Origin of the sequence: Mycobacterium sp. 1245805.9 (genome assembly GCF_001672915.1) — a bacterium.
In the GTDB taxonomy this organism is placed as follows: Bacteria; Actinomycetota; Actinomycetes; order Mycobacteriales; family Mycobacteriaceae; genus Mycobacterium.
On the sequence record NZ_LZKR01000032.1, the window covers coordinates 18398 to 36050 of the forward strand.

15 protein-coding genes and 1 pseudogene are annotated in these 17653 nt (G+C 68.9%); 13 read left to right on the forward strand and 3 right to left on the reverse strand.

The window, feature by feature from the left end; genetic code table 11:
- Positions 1–63: 63 nt before the first annotated feature.
- Entirely contained in the window at positions 64–1512 is a 1449-nt protein-coding gene (locus A9X00_RS05255) for an amino acid permease (RefSeq protein WP_067150050.1), read from the forward strand.
- Here the strand turns inward: A9X00_RS05255 and A9X00_RS05260 are convergent.
- The gene (locus A9X00_RS05260) at positions 1491–2039 is read right to left on the reverse strand and encodes an NTP transferase domain-containing protein (protein ID WP_067150052.1); all 549 of its coding nucleotides are present in this window, start codon (positions 2037–2039) and stop codon (positions 1491–1493) included. The two genes, A9X00_RS05255 and A9X00_RS05260, sit on opposite strands and share 22 nt — an antisense overlap.
- 52 nt (positions 2040–2091) lie before the next feature.
- Between A9X00_RS05260 and A9X00_RS05265 the strand changes: the two genes are divergently transcribed.
- The 4 genes from A9X00_RS05265 (at position 2092) to A9X00_RS05280 (ending at position 6497) form a co-directional block, all read left to right on the forward strand.
- Entirely contained in the window at positions 2092–4428 is a 2337-nt protein-coding gene (locus tag A9X00_RS05265; RefSeq protein ID WP_067150056.1) for a xanthine dehydrogenase family protein molybdopterin-binding subunit, read from the forward strand.
- Entirely contained in the window at positions 4425–5312 is an 888-nt protein-coding gene (locus tag A9X00_RS05270) for a xanthine dehydrogenase family protein subunit M (protein WP_067150059.1), read from the forward strand. The genes A9X00_RS05265 and A9X00_RS05270 overlap by 4 nt, the downstream gene beginning before the upstream one ends.
- Positions 5305–5790, forward strand: a complete 486-nt coding sequence (locus A9X00_RS05275) for a (2Fe-2S)-binding protein (protein WP_067150062.1) — start codon at positions 5305–5307, stop codon at positions 5788–5790. Before A9X00_RS05270 ends, A9X00_RS05275 begins: the two co-directional genes overlap by 8 nt.
- A 134-nt stretch (positions 5791–5924) precedes the next feature.
- Positions 5925–6497, forward strand: a complete 573-nt coding sequence (locus tag A9X00_RS05280; RefSeq protein ID WP_369830716.1) for a hypothetical protein — start codon at positions 5925–5927, stop codon at positions 6495–6497.
- Between the two features lie 43 nt (positions 6498–6540).
- On the opposite strand, the gene A9X00_RS05285 is transcribed toward A9X00_RS05280, so the two are convergent.
- A complete protein-coding gene (locus tag A9X00_RS05285) occupies positions 6541–7173 on the reverse strand; it encodes a TetR/AcrR family transcriptional regulator (RefSeq protein WP_067150068.1) in 633 nt (210 codons plus the stop codon).
- A gap of 81 nt (positions 7174–7254) precedes the next feature.
- Here A9X00_RS05285 and A9X00_RS05290 point away from each other — a divergent pair, with 81 nt between their 5' ends.
- The 6 genes from A9X00_RS05290 to A9X00_RS05310 all read left to right on the forward strand — a co-directional run bounded on the left by A9X00_RS05290 (position 7255) and on the right by A9X00_RS05310 (position 15222).
- The gene (locus A9X00_RS05290; RefSeq protein WP_067150071.1) at positions 7255–7923 is read left to right on the forward strand and encodes a hypothetical protein; all 669 of its coding nucleotides are present in this window, start codon (positions 7255–7257) and stop codon (positions 7921–7923) included.
- Positions 7924–7926: 3 nt separating this feature from the next.
- The gene (locus tag A9X00_RS32450) at positions 7927–8094 is read left to right on the forward strand and encodes a hypothetical protein (RefSeq protein ID WP_156771932.1); all 168 of its coding nucleotides are present in this window, start codon (positions 7927–7929) and stop codon (positions 8092–8094) included.
- A gap of 292 nt (positions 8095–8386) precedes the next feature.
- Positions 8387–9955 carry a PPE family protein gene (locus A9X00_RS05295; protein ID WP_067150095.1) on the forward strand — a complete coding sequence of 523 codons (1569 nt, stop codon included), beginning with the start codon at positions 8387–8389 and terminating at the stop codon, positions 9953–9955.
- Between the two features lie 54 nt (positions 9956–10009).
- Positions 10010–10546, forward strand: coding sequence for a hypothetical protein (locus tag A9X00_RS05300; protein WP_067150074.1), 537 nt, complete (start codon positions 10010–10012; stop codon positions 10544–10546).
- A gap of 10 nt (positions 10547–10556) precedes the next feature.
- A complete protein-coding gene (locus A9X00_RS05305; protein ID WP_067150077.1) occupies positions 10557–12200 on the forward strand; it encodes an Hsp70 family protein in 1644 nt (547 codons plus the stop codon).
- 121 nt (positions 12201–12321) lie between these two features.
- Positions 12322–15222, forward strand: a complete 2901-nt coding sequence (locus tag A9X00_RS05310; protein ID WP_067150080.1) for a heterodisulfide reductase-related iron-sulfur binding cluster — start codon at positions 12322–12324, stop codon at positions 15220–15222.
- Positions 15223–15388: 166 nt separating this feature from the next.
- Here the strand turns inward: A9X00_RS05310 and A9X00_RS05315 are convergent, their stop codons facing one another.
- Positions 15389–15568, reverse strand: a complete 180-nt coding sequence (locus A9X00_RS05315) for an antitoxin MazE-like protein (RefSeq protein ID WP_082974696.1) — start codon at positions 15566–15568, stop codon at positions 15389–15391.
- A 94-nt stretch (positions 15569–15662) separates the two neighbouring features.
- Here A9X00_RS05315 and A9X00_RS05320 point away from each other — a divergent pair.
- Both A9X00_RS05320 and A9X00_RS05325 read left to right on the forward strand, forming a co-directional pair.
- Positions 15663–16951, forward strand: a pseudogene (locus tag A9X00_RS05320) (pyridoxal phosphate-dependent aminotransferase).
- A gap of 31 nt (positions 16952–16982) precedes the next feature.
- A partial coding sequence (locus A9X00_RS05325) for a YibE/F family protein (RefSeq protein ID WP_232006678.1) occupies positions 16983–17653 on the forward strand: 671 nt, incomplete at its 3' end.

Here is a 17653-nt window from a genome sequence, read left to right on the forward strand (position 1 = left end):
GGGCACGCGGCGCGCTCATGGGTTAGCCTGAGCGTTCCCCGGAGCCACCACGGCAGGAGCTCGATGCCACCAGACAGTGCCGCCGAGCGGCTCGCCCGCGAGGACGAGGGCTATCACAAGAGCCTCAAAAACCGCCAGATTCAGATGATCGCCCTCGGTGGCGCCATCGGCACCGGGCTTTTCCTCGGCGCCGGCGGACGGCTGGCGTCGGCGGGGCCCGGGCTGTTCCTGGTCTACGGGGTCTGCGGCATCTTCGTCTTCCTGATCCTGCGCGCGCTCGGGGAGCTGGTGCTGCACCGCCCGTCGTCGGGATCGTTCGTGTCGTACTCCCGCGAATTCTTCGGGGAGAAGCTGGCTTACGTCGCGGGCTGGATGTACGTCCTCAACTGGTCGATGACCGGGATCGTGGATACCACCGCGATCGCGCACTACTGCCACTACTGGGGGATTTTCCACGCCATCCCGCAGTGGGCCATCGCGTTGTTCGCGCTGCTGGTGGTGCTGTCGATGAACCTGATCTCGGTCAAGGCCTTCGGCGAGCTGGAGTTCTGGGCCTCGTTGATCAAGGTGCTGGCGCTGGTCACGTTCCTCGTCGTCGGCACGGTCTTTCTGGTGGGGCGCTTCAAGATCGACGGTCATGACACCGGCACCGGCCTGTGGAACACCCATGGCGGCCTGGTGCCCACCGGCGTGTTGCCCCTGGTGCTGGTCACCTCGGGCGTGGTGTTCGCCTACGCCGCAATCGAACTCGTCGGCATCGCGGCCGGGGAAACGGCCAACCCGGAGAAGGTCATGCCGCGCGCGATCAACTCGGTGGTGTTCCGCATCGCGGTGTTCTACATCGGGTCGACCGTGCTGCTGGGCCTGCTGCTGCCCTACACCGCCTACAAGGCCAACGTCAGCCCGTTCGTGACGTTCTTCTCCAAGGCCGGTGTCCACGGGGCCGGCAGCGTGATGAACGTGGTGGTGTTGACCGCCGCGCTGTCGAGTTTGAACGCGGGACTGTATTCCACGGGCCGCATCCTGCGGTCGATGGCGATCAACGGCAGCGGCCCGAAGTTCACCGCACCGATGTCGAAGCGGGGCGTGCCGTACCGCGGGATCCTGCTCACCAGCGCCGTGGGTTTGTTGGGCATCGTGCTCAACGCCGTCAAGCCCAGCCAGGCGTTCGAGATCGTGCTGCACATCGCGGCCATCGGCATCGTGTTCGCGTGGGGGACGATCGTGGCGAGCCAGCTGCAGTTCTACCGGCTGGCAAAGGCCGGGCGGGTGCAACGGCCCAAGTTCCGGATGCCGCTGTCGCCATACAGCGGCTACCTCACGCTGGCGTTCCTGGTCGGGGTGGTCGTCCTGATGTTCTTCGACAAGGTGCAGGGCCCATACCTGATCGGCGCGACGGTCGTCGGCGTCCCCGCGCTCATCGGCGGCTGGTTCCTGGTCCGCCACCGGGTGACCGCCGCCCAGGACACCGCCGCCCCGGCCGCGCCCGCTCAGGGTTCGTCGATGTCCTGACCCCCGGCGAGGTCGCCGCAGTCGACGGCCTCGACGTTCGACCTGCCGCGCAGGAACGCCGCGGCGCCCCGATCCCCCTCCAACTGCTCGAGCACGTCCGGCCAGTGCCGGCGCGCGATGACCACCGGGTGGCCCGGCCGGTCGCCGAAGTACGCGCGGGCCAGCCCACTGCCCGACGCCCGCGCCCGGCCGAGGACCCGCGCCACCGCGGCGGGGCCGACGTCGGGCGTGTCGATGACGTGCAGCACCGCGTACTCCGCGCCAATGCGGTCGGCCTCGCCCAGCCCGGCGCGCACCGAGGCGCTCAGCCCGTCGCGCCAGTCCGGCGCGCCGACGGGGGTCACCCCGGGCGGGGCCGCGATCTCGGCGGCGCCCAAGACGAGGACGACGTCGTCGCAGCCGCCGTCGCGCAGCGCCCCGACCGCGGCGTCCAGCCAGCCCTTGACCAGCACCTTCGGCCGGCCGTAGCGGCGTCCCTCGCCCGCGGCAAGCAGGACGCCGACGGCCCTCGACTGCGATAACGGCACTCTCCTATGATGGCATCGAGGTTCTCGTCAGGCGACAACCGGATGGAGCGCAATGACTCAAGACGCGCAGGGGGCGACGGCCACGACCCCGCGATACGCGGGCACCCGCGTGCAGCGGGTGGAGGACCTGCGGCTGCTGACCGGCCGCGGCGGGTTCGTCGACGACATCTCGCGGCCCGGCATGCTGCACGCCTGCTTCGTGCGCAGCCCGTTCGCGCGCGCCACGATCAACGGCATCGACGCGTCGGCGGCGCTGGCGCTGCCCGGCGTGCGCGCGGTGTTCACCGCCGCCGACCTCAACCCCGACGTCAAGGAGGCCTGGCATGCCATCGCGGGCAAGGACGTGCCCGACACGCCCCGCCCGCCGCTGGCCGAGGGCGAGGCGAAGTTCGTCGGTGACCCGGTCGCGCTGATCGTCGCCGAGAGCCGCTACATCGCCGAGGACGCGCTGGAACTGGTCGACGTGGACTACGAGCCGCTGCCGGCGATCACCGACCTCACCCGGGCGCAGTCCTCGGACGTGCTGGTGCACGACGCGTATGCGGACAACGTCGCGGGCGGGATGGGCGGCGCGCCGCCGGATGAAGAGCTGTTCGCGTCGGCGGCGTGCGTGGTGAAAGAGAACATCTACCAACAGATTTACGCGCCCGTGCCGATCGAGACCCGCGGGCTGGTGGTCGAATGGGAGGCCGCGTCCGAGGAGCTCACGCTGTGGGCGTCGACGCAGACGCCACACGAGTTGCGGGCGTTCTGCGCGCGGCTGTTAGGCATTGCGGCGCAACGGGTTCGGGTCATCATGCGCGACACCGGCGGCGGTTTCGGCCAGAAGGTGGTCCCGATGCGCGAGGACATGTGCATCATGCTGGCCGCCCGCAAGGTGCCGGCGGCGTTGAAGTGGATCGAGGACCGCCGCGAGAACCTGATGTCGGCCGGCCAGGCCCGCCACGTCGACGGCACGGGCCGGATGGCGTTCGACGAGGACGGCAACATCCAGGCCGCCGACATCGATTTCGTCCAGGACGTCGGCGCCTACCCGACGCCCTACCCGGTGCTGACCACGGCGGCCATCGGCATGTTCTTCCCCGGGCCCTACCGGGTGCCCAAGGCCAGCTTCAACTACAAGACGGTCTTCACCAACACCAGCGGGCTGGCCGCCTACCGCGGCCCGTGGCAGTACGAGACGCTGGCGCGCGAGATCCTGCTGGACATCGCCGCGCGCAAGATGGGCATGGACCCGGTGGAACTGCGCCGGCGCAACCTGCTGCGCCGCGACGAGATGCCGTACTTCAACCCCAACGGCATGCCGTACGACCACGTCGCGCCGGCCGAGACGTTCGAGCAGGCCGTGAAAATCCTTGACCACGAAGGGTTTCGCAAGGAGCAGCGCGAGGCGCTGGCGCAGGGCCGCTACCTGGGCCTGGGGTTCTCGGCGTATATCGAGCCGACCGGCGCGGCGACGGGGCACCTGGCCACCGAGGGTTGCACCATCCGGGTGGAGCCGACGGGCAAGATCAACGTCTACGTGAACGGCGGCTCCAGCGGAAACAGCTTGGAAACCACCGTCATTCAGCTGACCGCCGATGTGCTGGGCGCCGACATCGACGACGTCGCCACCATCCAGGGCGACACGGCCGTCACGCCGTATGGCGCCGGGACGCAGGGCAGCCGCAGCGGCCCGATGACCGCCGGGGCCGTCGAGGAGGCGGGCACGATCCTGCGCCAGAAGATCGTGGCGCTGGCGGCGCACCAGCTGAAGGTGCCCGAATCCGAAGTGGAGCTGGCGAATTCGACCGCGGCGGTGCGCGGCGACCCGTCGAAGCAGGTGACGTTCGGCGAGCTGGCCTACCTGTCGTACTACTCGCCGCAGGCGCTGCCGGCGGGCATGTCGCCCGAGCTGGAGGCGACCGCCCGCTACGTCGCCAAGGCCCCCATCCTGTGGTCCAACGCGACCCACGCCTGCACCTGCGAGGTCGACGTGGCCACGGGAAAGGTCACGCTGCTGCGCTACATCGTCAGTGAGGACGTCGGGCCGATGATCAACCCGAACGTCGTGGAGGGCCAGATCGCCGGCGGGACGGTGCAGGGCATTGGCGGCGCGCTCATGGAGGACCTCGCCTACGACGACGACGGCAACCCGCTGGCAACGACATTCGTCGACTACCTGCTGCCGACGGCCACCGAGGTGCCGCCCATCGAATTCGGCCACGTCGAGATCCCCGGCCCGGGGCCCGGCGGCTACAAGGGCGCCGGGGAGGGCGGGGCGATCGGCTCCGTGCCCGCGGTGATCAACGCGATCAACGACGCGCTGGCGCCGCTGGGCGTGACGCTCACCCGGCTGCCCGCCAGCCCGGCGTCCATCGCGGCCCTGCTGACGGAGGCGGCGCGGTGAAGCCGGCGTCGTTCGACTACCACCGCCCCGACACGGTCGAGGACGCCGTGGCGCTGCTCGCCGAGCTGGGCGACGAGGCAAAGATCATCGCGGGCGGCCAGAGCCTGGTCCCCATGCTGGCGATGCGGCTGGCCTACTTCGACCATCTCATCGACATCTCCCGGCTTTCGGAGCTGCGGGGCATCGAGCGGCGGGGCTCTGAACTGTGGATCGGCGCCGGCACGACCGAGTCCACCGTCGGCTCGGATGACCAAGTGCGCCAAGCGGTTCCGTTGCTGACCCGTGCGACCCCCTTTGTCGGGCACTTCCAGATCCGCAACCGCGGCACCCTCGGCGGGTCGATCGCGCACGCCGACGCCGCGGGCGAATACCCGGCGGTCGCGCTGGCGCTGGACGCGGTGATGGAAGTGCTGTCGCCGCGCGGGCGCCGCGAGATCGCCGCCGCGGACTTCTTCGCCGGCCTCTGGGAGACCACGATGGAACCCGACGAGGTGCTGACCGGGGTCCGATTCCCGGTGTGGGACGGCCGGTCCGGGTTTTCCGTGCACGAATTCGCGCGTCGCCATGGCGATTTCGCGATCGCGGGCGCGCTGGTGGGCGTCCAGCTCGACGACGGCGACCGGGTGTCCCGCTGCGGGATCGGGCTGCTGGGGCTGGGCCCCACGGTCATGCGGGCGACCGCCGCCGAGGCCGCGGTCGTCGGCAAGCCGGTCGGCGAGCTGGTGCCCGAGGAGATCGGCCGGGCCGCGGTGAACGGCCTCGACGACGTGCCGACCGACCTGCAAGGGTCGGCGGCGTATCGCACCCAGGTGGGCGCCACCATGGTCGCGCGCGCCTGGGCGCAAGCCATCGAGGAAGCACGCGGGGAGGCAAGCCATGCATGAACAGCCGGTTCAGTTGTCGGTCAACGAGACTGCGATCGCGGCTACAGTCGAACCGCGGATGACGCTGGCGGACTTCCTGCGGGAGCGGTGCGGGCTCACCGGTACCCATCTCGGCTGCGAACACGGCGCGTGCGGGGCCTGCACGGTGCTGGTGGACGGCGACGCCGTGCGGTCGTGCCTGATGTTCGCGGTTCAGGCGGACGGCACGGAGGTGACGACGGTCGAGGGCATCGCGTCGCCCGACGGCACCCTGTCGCCGGTGCAGGCCGCGCTGCGGGAGTGTCACGGCCTGCAATGTGGCTTCTGCACGCCGGGTTTCGTGACCACGCTGACCGCGTTGCTGCGCGACAACCCCGACCCCACCGAAGAGGAGATACGCGAGGGCCTGTCCGGGAACTTCTGCCGCTGCACGGGTTACCAGGGCATCGTCGCGGCGGCCCATCGGGCGGCCGAGCTGGGGTCGGTCACGCCGCGGTAAACCTGCGCCATCGGCTCTGCATCGATAACGGCCTAGTTGCAGTAACTTTCGCCGCTCCTTGCGTACTCTAAGCGCTGAAATCGAAGACTTTCGGGGAGCGGCGCGTGCAATTATCGCAAAAGGCGCGGCGAAGGCTGGCCGGCGGCTCGCTGCTGCTTTCGGCCGTCCTCGCCGCTCCCGCGCTGGTTTCGGGCTGCAGCTCGCTCATCGACGGCAAGCCGGTCGCCACTCCGGGGACCGGGCCCACCGAGCCCACCTTCCCCACGCCGCGGCCGACCACGACGACGCCCGCGCCGACCCGCACCAGCCCGGCCCCGTCGACCAGCCCGACCGGGCCGGCCAGCCCGACCACACCACCGGCCGGGGTGATCCCGCTGCCCCCGGACCACAACGGCTACGTCTTCATTGAGACCAAGTCCGGCGTGACGCGCTGCCAGATCAACAAGGAGACCGTCGGCTGCGAGGCTCCGTTCACCAACTCCCCGCTGCAGGACGGTGAGCACGCCAACGGCGTCAGCATCAGTTCCGCCGGCAACGTCCAGTGGGTGCTGGGCAACCTGGGCGCCATCCCGACCGTCACCATCGACTACAAGACCTACGCCGCGCAGGGCTGGACGATCGTCGCCACCGAACAGGGCACCCGCTTCACCAACGACCACACGCACCACGGCATGTTCGTCAGCGTCGAGAAGGTCAACACGTTCTGAGCCGGCCACGCAGCCCACGTCAGCGTGGCGGCGCCTGTGTGGCCTAAGCCTTTTGTGAGTGGTTGCTAATGCCGTCGAACATCAACCGGACGGCGGCTTGGATGGTGTTTTCGCGTTCGTCATTGTCGAAGGCAGGATTGAGGCCCATCATCGCGAGCCCGAAGATCATGCCGATCACTGCACGGGAGGTGGCGGTGGTATCGAGGTCGGCGCGGAGGTAGCCGTGCTCACGACCGTGTTGGTAGAAGCTGGCATTGACTTGGACGGCTAGGTCGAACAGGTCGTCAACGCGTTGGCGCAGATCGGTGTCGACGCTGGCGGCCTCGATGAGTAGCAGCCGCACCGCGCGTATGTCACTGCTGATATCTGCGAGGGCCGCGCCGATTCGGGCCGCCTGATCTCGGTACTCGTCGAGACTGTTCGCGGCATCGGGCGCATTCTCGGCGGCGAGCGCCGCCATAAACCGCTCGATGACGGTGTTGATGACTTCGTCGAGGATTGCGCGTTTGTTCTCGAAGTGCCGGTAGAAGGTGGAATGCCCAATGCCGACCCGCTTGGCTATATCGGCTACCCCGGCGTCGTGATAACCCGATTCGGCGAAAACGTCGATGGCCGCGTCGATGATCTCCTCACGCAGCTGTAGCTTGCGGCGCTCGGCATACGAGGGTCGGGTCACCCAGCCAGGATACTTGATTCCCAGACGGAATCATGATTCCCTTATGGTTGTGAGCATCCCACTGAGATGAGGGGGCGACGGATGACCACACCCAAAAGCACAAAGCCCGAGACTGACGACCGGCCGTCCCGGTTGCAGGCGATCGCGGACATCGACCCGCAGGCGGCCCAGGATGCGGCGTGGGTGTGGATCGAACGGCTGGGTGCCGGGCTACCCGGCGACGCGGCCGAGATTGAGTTGGCCCAGCTTTTCGCGGCGGGCGCACCCGCAGTGGTGGACGGGCAGACCGACGGCATGTTGGTCGGCTGGACGACCCCCGATACCGACCTGAACCGAACCGGGCGGGTACTGCGCACAGCCGCGAAAACCATGACCACCCGGCTCGGGCTGATGCCGTGGCTGGGCAAGAAATTCGACCGCCCGGCCCAGCGCGGAACCAACTCGCTTACCACCACAGCGACGCTCCTCACGCTGGTGCTAGCGCCGAGCTATCGGATGCGCCGCGCTGGTGATCATTGGGAAGGCTTCGACATGCTCAACCGAGTTGAGGAAAGTGTCGTCGCGCCAGGCACCCAGGTTCTCGTGCTCGACTACGAGACGATCGGCAGCAACCCGTGGCCGATCAGCCGCATTCGAGACGAGGCCGTGCAAATCGTGCCCGGTGTCTACCTGGGCGCCAAGCTGTGGCACCAGGACAACGGGTATCGCCAGCTCGCTTACTGGGCTGCCAAGTCACCCATAGCAGCCTGACTATTGACTGCCATTCAGCTCGACGGCGCTGCTCGCGGCATCGGCCTGGCGACCGCGAAAGCCTTCGCGGCCAAGGGATCACGTGTGTTCCTTGGCGATCTCGCCCCACAACGCATGTGCATCCATCTCGGCCGCGATCTGCCCAATCCGCCCATCAATCGCGTGCGCTGACCGGACAACGCCGCGACGGGCGATGCGATCAACGACATACCTGGCAGCCGGGTCCGGACAAGTTTTGGCCGTCGATCCGCGCCGAGGCCACGACCGTCGTCATTGGCCAAGCGGCACAGTCTGAATGGCCACCGCACGCCGCCCACCCCAGCCATCAGCGCGGCCAGCTGCGTCCGGGTTCGCCAAGGATAAAGCTGCCGCAAACCAGGATTCCCGACTGACTCGATGCGGTACGTTCCTGGAAGGGGAATGCGATCAGCGCTGATCGAGGGGAGCAGTCGTGAGCTTTTCGGTGTGGCCGCCCGAGGTGAATTCGGTTTTGCTGCTTGACGGACCGGGGCCGGGGCCGATGTTGGAGGCGGCGGCGGCCTGGGAGGGCGTCGGCTCGGAATTGAGTTCGGCGGCCACCGCATTCAGCTCGTTGACCTCGGATCTGGCCGGCCAGGCCTGGCAGGGCCCCGCATCGGCGTCGATGACGAACGCGGCCGCCCGCTACGTGAGCTGGCTGGGCGGGGCCGCCGCCCAAGCTGAACAGTCGGCGGCCCAGGCCCGCGCGGCCGCCGTCGCCTACGAGTCCGCGCTGGCAACGATCGTGGACCCGGGAGTGATCGCCGCCAACCGCGGCCAACTGGTGTCGCTGGTGATCACGAACCTGTTCGGTCAGAACGCCCCCGCGATCGCGGCCGCCGAGGCCGACTACGAGCGGATGTGGGCCCAGGACGTCGCGGCGATGGGCGGCTATCACGCCAGCGCGTCGGCCACCGTCGCGCAGTTGGGCTCGTGGGAGCAAGCGCTGGAAAGCCTGCCCGGTGAATTCGTCCAAGCCGTCGAAAGCGAATTCCACCACGTCGCCAACACGGTCTTCGGCACCATCTTCGGGGCGGCGGCGGCCCCGCCCTTCCCGGCGACGCAGACCGGGACCTACACCGGCGGACCATCGCTGGTCACCCGATTCGAAGAGGCCGCGCTGTACCCGGTGAAGCCCCTGCTGGGATTCTTCCCTGGCCTCGAAGCTCAACTGTCGTCGCCGAGTTCGCCGTTCCTGCAGCTGTTTACCGGCGACAACCCGCTGCTTGCGATAGGTCTGTCCAACAGGCCGCCGGCGTTGCTGCCGTTGCTGCTCGGGGAAACGGTCACGCAGACCAACTACAACGGGATGCCCGTCGTGCAGATCACCCCGGCTCACCCGAACGGCGACTACGTGGTGGCGATTCACGGCGGCGCGTTCATCTTCGCGCCCTCGATCTTCCATTGGCTCGATTACACGGTGATGGCCTATCAGACCGGCGCCACCATCGAGGTGCCGATCTACCCGCTGCTGCAGCAGGGCGGCACCGCCGGCACAGTAGTGCCCAAGATGGCCGGCTTCATCGACTCGCAGATCACCGCGCACCCCGGGCATGTCAGCGTGACCGGCGACTCCGCCGGCGGCAACCTCGCCCTGGCGGCCGCCGAATACGCGCTCGCCCACGGTGAGCAGGTGCCCTCGTCCATGGTGCTGCTGTCGCCGTGGCTGGATGTCACGTTCAGCAACCCGAACATCGCGTTTGTCCAGGATCCACTGCTGCCCATTGCGCCCGGAATACAGATCGGCAAGGAGTGGGCGGGCGGACTTGACGTGAAGGATCCCATGGTGAGCCCGCTGTACGGGGACCTGACCGGGCTCCCGCCGACGTACGTCTACACGGGCAACTTGGATTCACTCTCACCCGACGTGCTCGTGCTCCAGCAGCACGCCGTCCAGACCGGAGCCCCGTTCAACTTCGTGTTGGCCAACGGGCAGATTCACGACTGGATCATCCTCACGCTGGACGGCCCGCAGTACTGGGCGCAGATCGATCACGAACTCGGGATCGCCTGATCGCGGCTCCACGTCCTGAGCTGGCCCGAAGGGGGTGCCAGTACCATCGGCTCCGTGGCATCCAACGGCCCACCGGACGACTTCCACAATCAGCGGACGCAGTATGCGAACTACGGCGCCCAGGGCGGGCCCCCGCCCGCGGGTGAACCTGCCGCGGAACCGGAGCAGTGGGAGCAACCCGAGGCCGTCGATCCCTTCGACCGGGAACCCGAGCCCACCCCCTGGTACCGCAAACCCGCCGGGATCATCGCCTGGATCGTCGCCGTCCTGATCCTGCTCGCGCTGATCGTGTACGGGCTGATGGAGCTGATTCAGGGCGGGCAGGGCACCAGCCCCAGCCCGAGCACCACGGGCAGCACCACACCGACGACGACCACCACGACGACGACGCCGCCGACGACCACCGAATCTTCCGCGCCGCCGCCCACCAGCACCGCGTCCGAGCCGCCCGCGCAGCAGCCGACCCAGCAGCCCACCCACCAGCCAACCCAGCAGCAGCCGACGCACCGGCACCACATGCCCCAGCTGCCATCGGTGATCACCATTCCCGACGGACCCGTGCTCACACTGCCGCCGGGCCTTTCGCAGTGAAGCCCGGGCTATGAGCGAAGCGCTCGGGTTGTCGATCGGGGCGGCCAACCTGGTGGCGGTCCGTTCGGGCAGCGCGCCGGTGGTCCGCAGTTCGGTCTTGACGCTGTTCGAGCACCGGCCGACCGAAATCGGCCTGCCCGAGGAAAACCCGAACCTGTCCGAACCCGGTCTGGTGCTGCGCGGGTTCGTGGAGCGGGTCGGGGACCGCGCCCCTCTGGTGGCGGCCGACGGGACGAAGTACCTGGGCGAGGTGCTGACGGTCGAGGCGATCGAGGCCATGGCGCGCACGGTGGGCTACGGCACGCCCGTCACCGTCGCGGTGCCCGCGTACTGGTCGGAGGCGCAGACGGCGGCGCTGCGCGACGAATTTTTCGCCCAGCCGGACCTGACCCGCGGCGGCGTGGCGCCGGCCCTGATCTCCGACGCCACGGCCGCGCTCGCCACGCTGCACGCCCACCCGGGGTTCCCGGCCGGCATCATCGCGGTCTGCGATTTCGGCGCCAGCGGCACCAGCGTGACGTTGATCAATGCCGGGCCGACCCTTGCCCAGCTCGGCCCGTCGGTGCGCTACACCGACTTCTCCGGCGACGCGATCGATCAACTGATCCTCGACTACGTGCGGTCGGGCGGCTCCGACGCCACCAGCACCGACCTGGCCAGCACCACCCGAATCGGCGCGCAGGCGCGCCAGCTGGCCGAATGCCGCCGCGTCAAGGAGCAGCTGTCGGGCGCCGCCGCTGCCGGTGACGGCGTCCGGCTTACCCGCGCCGAACTCGAACAGCTGATCTCGCAACCGCTGGACGGTTTCGTCGGCACCGTGGAAGACACGTTGCAGCGCAACGGGATTCAGCGATCCAACCTGGCAGCCGTGGCGGCCGTCGGCGGGGGCGCCAGCATCCCGCTGGTCGCCGCGCGCCTGTCGGAGCGCCTCGGGGTGCCCATCCACATCGCGCCGCAGCCCGCGCTCGCCGCCGCCGTCGGCGCCTCGGTGCTTGGCCAGCAGCAGGCCGCAGCGGGCATCGCGACCGCCGCCAGCCCCGTCGTCGAAAACCCGACCGAATTGGTCGAGACCGCCAAGGTCGTCGACGGCGGCCCTGCCCTGGCGTGGTCGGCCGACGATGACGACGCCGCCGAGCCGGTGCCCTATGTCGGCCCCGACATGACGGGCGAATACGGCCGGGAGCCAACGAGATCGGCTGACACGGACAGCGGCCGCCTCGCTGCGACCGGGACGTTGCCGTGGTACAAGCGCACCGCGCTGGTATTGAGCGTCGTCGGCGCGGCCGCGGCCGTGCTGGTCGCCGTGATCTTGGCGCTGACCCTGGGCCACCCAAAGACCACCCCGACCAACAACACGCCGCCCACCGAACAAGCGCCGCCGCAAACGTCGCAAACGGAGACGATTACGGAGCCGAACGGCACCACCACCGTGACGGTGCTCCCGCCCCCGCCGCCACCGCCGTCGTCGACGTCGACCCAGCCGCCGCCGACAACCACGACCAGCAGCCCGCCGCCCACCACGACGACGGCGGCGCCGACCACCACCAGCGCCCAGCCGACCACGACATCGCAGGCAACCACCACCGCCGCTCCGACCACCACGCGGCAACGGCCGCCGGTGCTGCCCCTACCGCAACTGCCGTTCGGGGGTTAGCCGCAGGCCACGGGCGCCGCCGGGCGGCGACTTAGGGCAACCTATCTCGCATCGAAACCCACCCAGATGTCACTATGAGCAAGCCTCATAGGCAACAAACTAGGAATTGGGGAGACCTTCTGTGACCACGCAAACGCTCATCAGACTGATACTCGGACTGGGCATGACCGTGGTGGTGGGCGCTTTCGCTGCGCGCCGCGTCCTGTGGCTGAACAAGCTGGTCATGTCCGGCCAGCCGGCCAGCGGGCGCGCCGACCATGTCGGCAATCGCATCTGGACGGAACTCGCCGAGGTGTTCGGTCAGCGCAAGTTGCTGAAGTGGTCGCTGCCGGGCCTGGCGCACTTCTTCACCATGTGGGGATTCTTCATCCTGTTGACGGTCTACATCGAGGCCTACGGCGTGCTGTTCCAGCCGAACTTCCACATTCCGATCATCGGCCGCTGGGACGCGCTGGGCGCCCTGCAGGACTTCTTCGCGCTGGCCGTGCTGACCGGCATCGTCACCTTCGCGATCATCCGGCTGCGCACTGAGCCGAAAGAGTACGGCCGCCAGTCCCGCTTCTACGGCTCACACACCGGCGGCGCCTGGCTGATCCTGTTCATGATCTTCAACGTCATCTGGACGTACGCCATCTTCCGCGGGGCGTCGGTGAACGCCCTCGGCGACGAATTCCCGTACGGCCGCGGCGCTTTCTTCAGCCACCTGATGGGCTCGCTGCTGCGGCCGTTGGGTCACAACACCAATGAGATCGTCGAGACCGTCGCGTTGATGCTGCACATCGGCGTCATGCTGGCCTTCCTGCTGATCGTGTTGCACTCCAAGCACTTACACATCTTCCTGGCGCCCATCAACGTCATCTTCAAGCGCCTGCCCGACGGGCTCGGCCCGCTGTTGCCGATCGAGTCCGACGGCAAGCCGATCGACTTCGAAAACCCGCCGGACGACGCGCAATTCGGCCGCGGCAAGATCGAGGACTTCACCTGGAAGGGCATGCTCGACTTCGCCACCTGCACCGAGTGCGGGCGCTGCCAGTCGCAGTGTCCGGCGTGGAACACCGGAAAGCCGCTGTCGCCCAAGCTCGTCATCATGGACCTGCGCGACCACTGGATGGCCAAGGCACCGTACATCTTGGGGGACAAGGAGACTCCGCTGGAGAACACCCCGGAGGGTGGGGTCGCGGAGAACCTGAGCGGCGAAAAGCACGCCGAGGAGCATCACGTCCCCGAGTCCGGCTTCGGCCGCGTGATGGGCTCCGGTCCGGATCAGGCGACCCGCCCGCTGGTCGGCACCGCCGAGCAGCGCGGCGTCATCGACCCCGACGTGCTGTGGTCCTGCGTGACCTGCGGGGCCTGCGTCGAGCAGTGCCCGGTGGACATCGAGCACGTCGACCACATCGTCGACATGCGCCGCTACCAGGTGATGATGGAGTCGGAGTTCCCCTCCGAGCTGTCGGTGCTGTTCAAAAACCTTGAGACCAAAGCGAATCCGTGGGGGCAGAACGCCTCGGACCGGACCAACTGGATCGACGAGGTCGACTTCGACGTGCCGGTGTACGGCGAGGACGTCGACAGCTTCGACGGCTTCGAGTACCTGTTCTGGGTGGGCTGCGCCGGCGCCTACGACGACAAGGCGAAGAAGACGACCAAGGCCGTCGCCGAGCTGCTGGCCGTCGCCGGCGTGAAGTACCTGGTGCTGGGGACGGGCGAAACCTGCAACGGCGACTCCGCACGCCGGTCCGGGAACGAGTTCCTTTTCCAGCAGCTGGCCGCCCAGGCCGTCGAGACCCTGGACGGGCTGTTCGAGGGCGTGGAGACCGTCGACCGCAAGATCGTCGTCACCTGCCCGCACTGCTTCAACACCCTGGGCAAGGAGTACCGGCAGCTGGGCTCCAACTACACGGTGCTGCACCACACGCAGCTGCTCAACCGGCTGGTCCGCGACAAGAAGCTGGTGCCGGTCACGTCGGTCTCCCAGGAGATCACCTACCACGACCCGTGTTACCTGGGCCGGCACAACAAGGTGTACGAGGCGCCGCGCGAGCTGATCGGCGCGGCGGGCGCCACCCTCACCGAGATGCCGCGGCACGCCGAGCGCAGCTTCTGCTGCGGCGCGGGCGGTGCGCGCATGTGGATGGAAGAGCACATCGGCAAGCGCATCAACCACGAACGCGTCGACGAGGCGCTGGGGACGGGCGCGGCCACCATCGCCACCGGCTGCCCGTTCTGCCGGGTGATGGTCACCGACGGCGTCAACGACCGGCAGGAGGAAGCCGGCCGCAGCGGCGTCGAGGTGCTCGACGTGGCCCAGGTGCTGCTCGGGTCCATCGAGTACGACAAGGCGACGCTGCCCGAGAAGGGCACCGCCGCGAAGGAGGCCGAGAAGCGGGCGGCCGCGGCGCCCAAGGCCGCAGCCCCGGCCGCGCCCGCCGAGGCGCCCGCCAAGACCGAGGAACCCGCGCCCGCCAAGGCCGAGCCCGAGCCGGCCAAGGCCGCCGCCCCGGCACCGGCCAAGGGCCTGGGCATCGCCGGCGGCGCCAAGCGACCCGGCGCCAAGAAGACGGCACCCGCCGCGAAAGCCACCGAGGCGCCCGCCGAACCCGCCGCACCGGCCCAAGAGGCCAAGGCTCCCGCGGCACCCGCCGCACCGGCTAAGGGGCTGGGCCTGGCAGCCGGCGCGAAGCGACCCGGCGCCAAGAAGGCCGCACCTGCCGCCAAGGCAACAGAGGCGCCCGCCGAGCCGGCGGAGCCGGCCGCACCCACCGGAGAGGCGAAGGCTCCCGCGGCACCCGCCGCACCGGTGAAGGGACTCGGCATCGCCGCCGGCGCCAAGCGACCCGGGGCCAAGAAGGCCGCCGCCCCGGCCAAGGCGACCGAGGCCCCGGCCGAGCAACCCGATGCCAAGGCCGAGCCCGAGCAAAAGCCAGAGCCGTCGGCGCAGCCCGACGGCGACGCGGCACCGCCGGCGGCACCCGTGAAAGGCCTGGGTATCGCGCGCGGTGCCCGCCCGCCGGGCAAGCGTTGACGAAAGCCGCGCCGAGCGTGATCACAGGGCGGAAAACTTGCGAAAATCTCGCCCTGTGATCACGTTCGACGGCCCGCTGTCCCGCGACCTCAGGAAATGGACAATGATCGCTGGGCGGGGCTTGGCCGCATAGACGCCCCCGAGACGGTCCACAGCTCGCCACGGTTCACCCGTCGTGGTCTCGGGCAGCCAGGTCGTCCGAGATCGCCTCGACAAAGTCCATGTCATCGCTGTGTCGGTCGGCCTCGGCCAGCGCCGATGCTTCCCGATGTGCCTGTACGGCAAAGCGGGCCGAGCGGACGTCGGGCACCCAGATCTGGACCGAGCGGTATCCGAGTTCACGCATGCGGCGGGCATATCCGCCGGCTCGTGGTGTCGATTCCCTGCCCATACTCGCAATGGTGCATTAATTGCGGGTTGCACGCCTACCAGCAAATTCGTTGGACAACGATGGCACCATAGTGACGTGAGTACTCACCAGCTGCCCGCGCACGTCACCGGCCATCATCGGCAGCGGTCCTTCGCGCAGTCGTCCAAACTGCAGGACGTCCTGTACGAGATCCGCGGCCCGGTGCACCAGCACGCCGCGCGGCTGGAGGCCGAGGGACACCGCATCCTCAAGCTCAACATCGGCAACCCGGCGCCATTCGGCTTCGAGGCGCCCGACGTGATCATGCGCGACATGATCCAGGCCCTGCCGTACGCCCAGGGCTACTCCGACTCGCAGGGCATCCTGCCCGCCCGCCGCGCGGTGGTCACCCGCTATGAGCTGGTCGAGGGCTTTCCCCGGTTCGACGTCGACGACGTCTACCTGGGCAACGGCGTATCCGAGCTGATCACGATGACCCTGCAGGCCCTGCTCGACAACGGCGACCAGGTCCTGATCCCGGCGCCGGACTACCCGCTGTGGACGGCGTCGACCTCGCTGGCCGGCGGCACGCCGGTGCACTACCTGTGCGACGAGACCCAGAACTGGCAGCCGGACATCGCCGACCTGGAATCGAAGATCACCGAGCGCACCAAGGCGCTGGTCGTGATCAACCCGAACAACCCCACCGGCGCCGTCTACAGCCGCGAGATCCTCACCCAGATGGTCGACCTGGCGCGCAGGCATCAGCTGCTGCTGCTGGCCGACGAGATCTACGACAAGATCCTCTATGACGACGCCAAGCACATCAGCCTTGCCACGCTGGCGCCCGACATGTTGTGCCTGACCTTCAACGGCCTGTCGAAGGCCTACCGGGTGGCCGGCTACCGGGCCGGCTGGCTGGCGATCACCGGGCCAAAGGAGCACGCCAGCAGCTTCATCGAGGGGATCAGCCTGCTGGCCAACATGCGGCTGTGCCCGAACGTTCCGGCGCAGCACGCGATCCAGGTCGCCCTCGGCGGACACCAGAGCATCGAAGACCTCGTCCTTCCCGGCGGTCGGCTCCTCGAGCAGCGCGACGTCGCCTGGGCCAAGCTCAACGAAATCCCCGGGGTGTCCTGCGTCAAACCCGAGGGCGCGTTGTACGCGTTCCCCCGGCTTGATCCCGAGGTCTACGACATCGAGGACGACGAGCAGCTCGTCCTGGAGTTGCTGCTGTCCGAGAAGATCCTGGTCACCCAGGGCACCGGATTCAACTGGCCGGCGCCGGATCACCTGCGCATCGTGACCCTGCCGTGGTCGCGCGATCTGGCCGCCGCGATCGAGCGGCTGGGCAACTTCCTGGCCAGCTACCGGCAGTAGAACACCGGCGCCGCCCTCTACCCTCAACCGGGTGACCCACTCACACTCGCACAGCCTGCGGTCCGGCCCGTCCGGGCTGGATCCGCTGCCCGCCAAGATTGTCGTCGGGCTGCTCGTCGCCATCGGTGTGGCCGTGCTGGCCGGTGCGGTGTTGCTCTGGCCGAGCCGCCAGCACGTCGACATCCCCATGCCGTTCCAGAACGCCGCCGGCGGCGCCGTGAGCACGCAAAAGGGGCACGTGCTGTCCAGCGCGCTGGGCGACTGCGGCAGCCCGTCCGCGGGCCAGGTGATCACGACGGCGCCGCAATCGGCGGCCCCGGGCGCCGGGCGTTGCATCCAAACGCTGATCGCCATCGACTCCGGCCCGAACGCGGGCGCCAAGACGCTGCTGGAGTCCTCCCCCGGTCCCGGCCAGCCCCATTTCGCGGCCGGCGATCGCGTTCGGCTGGTCCGGCAGGTCGACGAGCAGGGCACCACCAGCTACGCCTTCTACGACTTCGAACGCGGCTGGCCGCTGGTCGCGCTCGCCGTCGCGTTCGCGGTGGTGATCGTCGCCGTGGCCCGCTGGCGCGGGCTGCTCGCGCTGGTCGGCATCGTCGTCGCGTTCCTGGTGCTGGTGGTGTGCCTGCGGCCGGCGCGGCGCGCGGCCGCGCCCGCCGTCCCCGTCGCGCTGGTGGCGTCCGCGGTCATCCTCTACGCGGG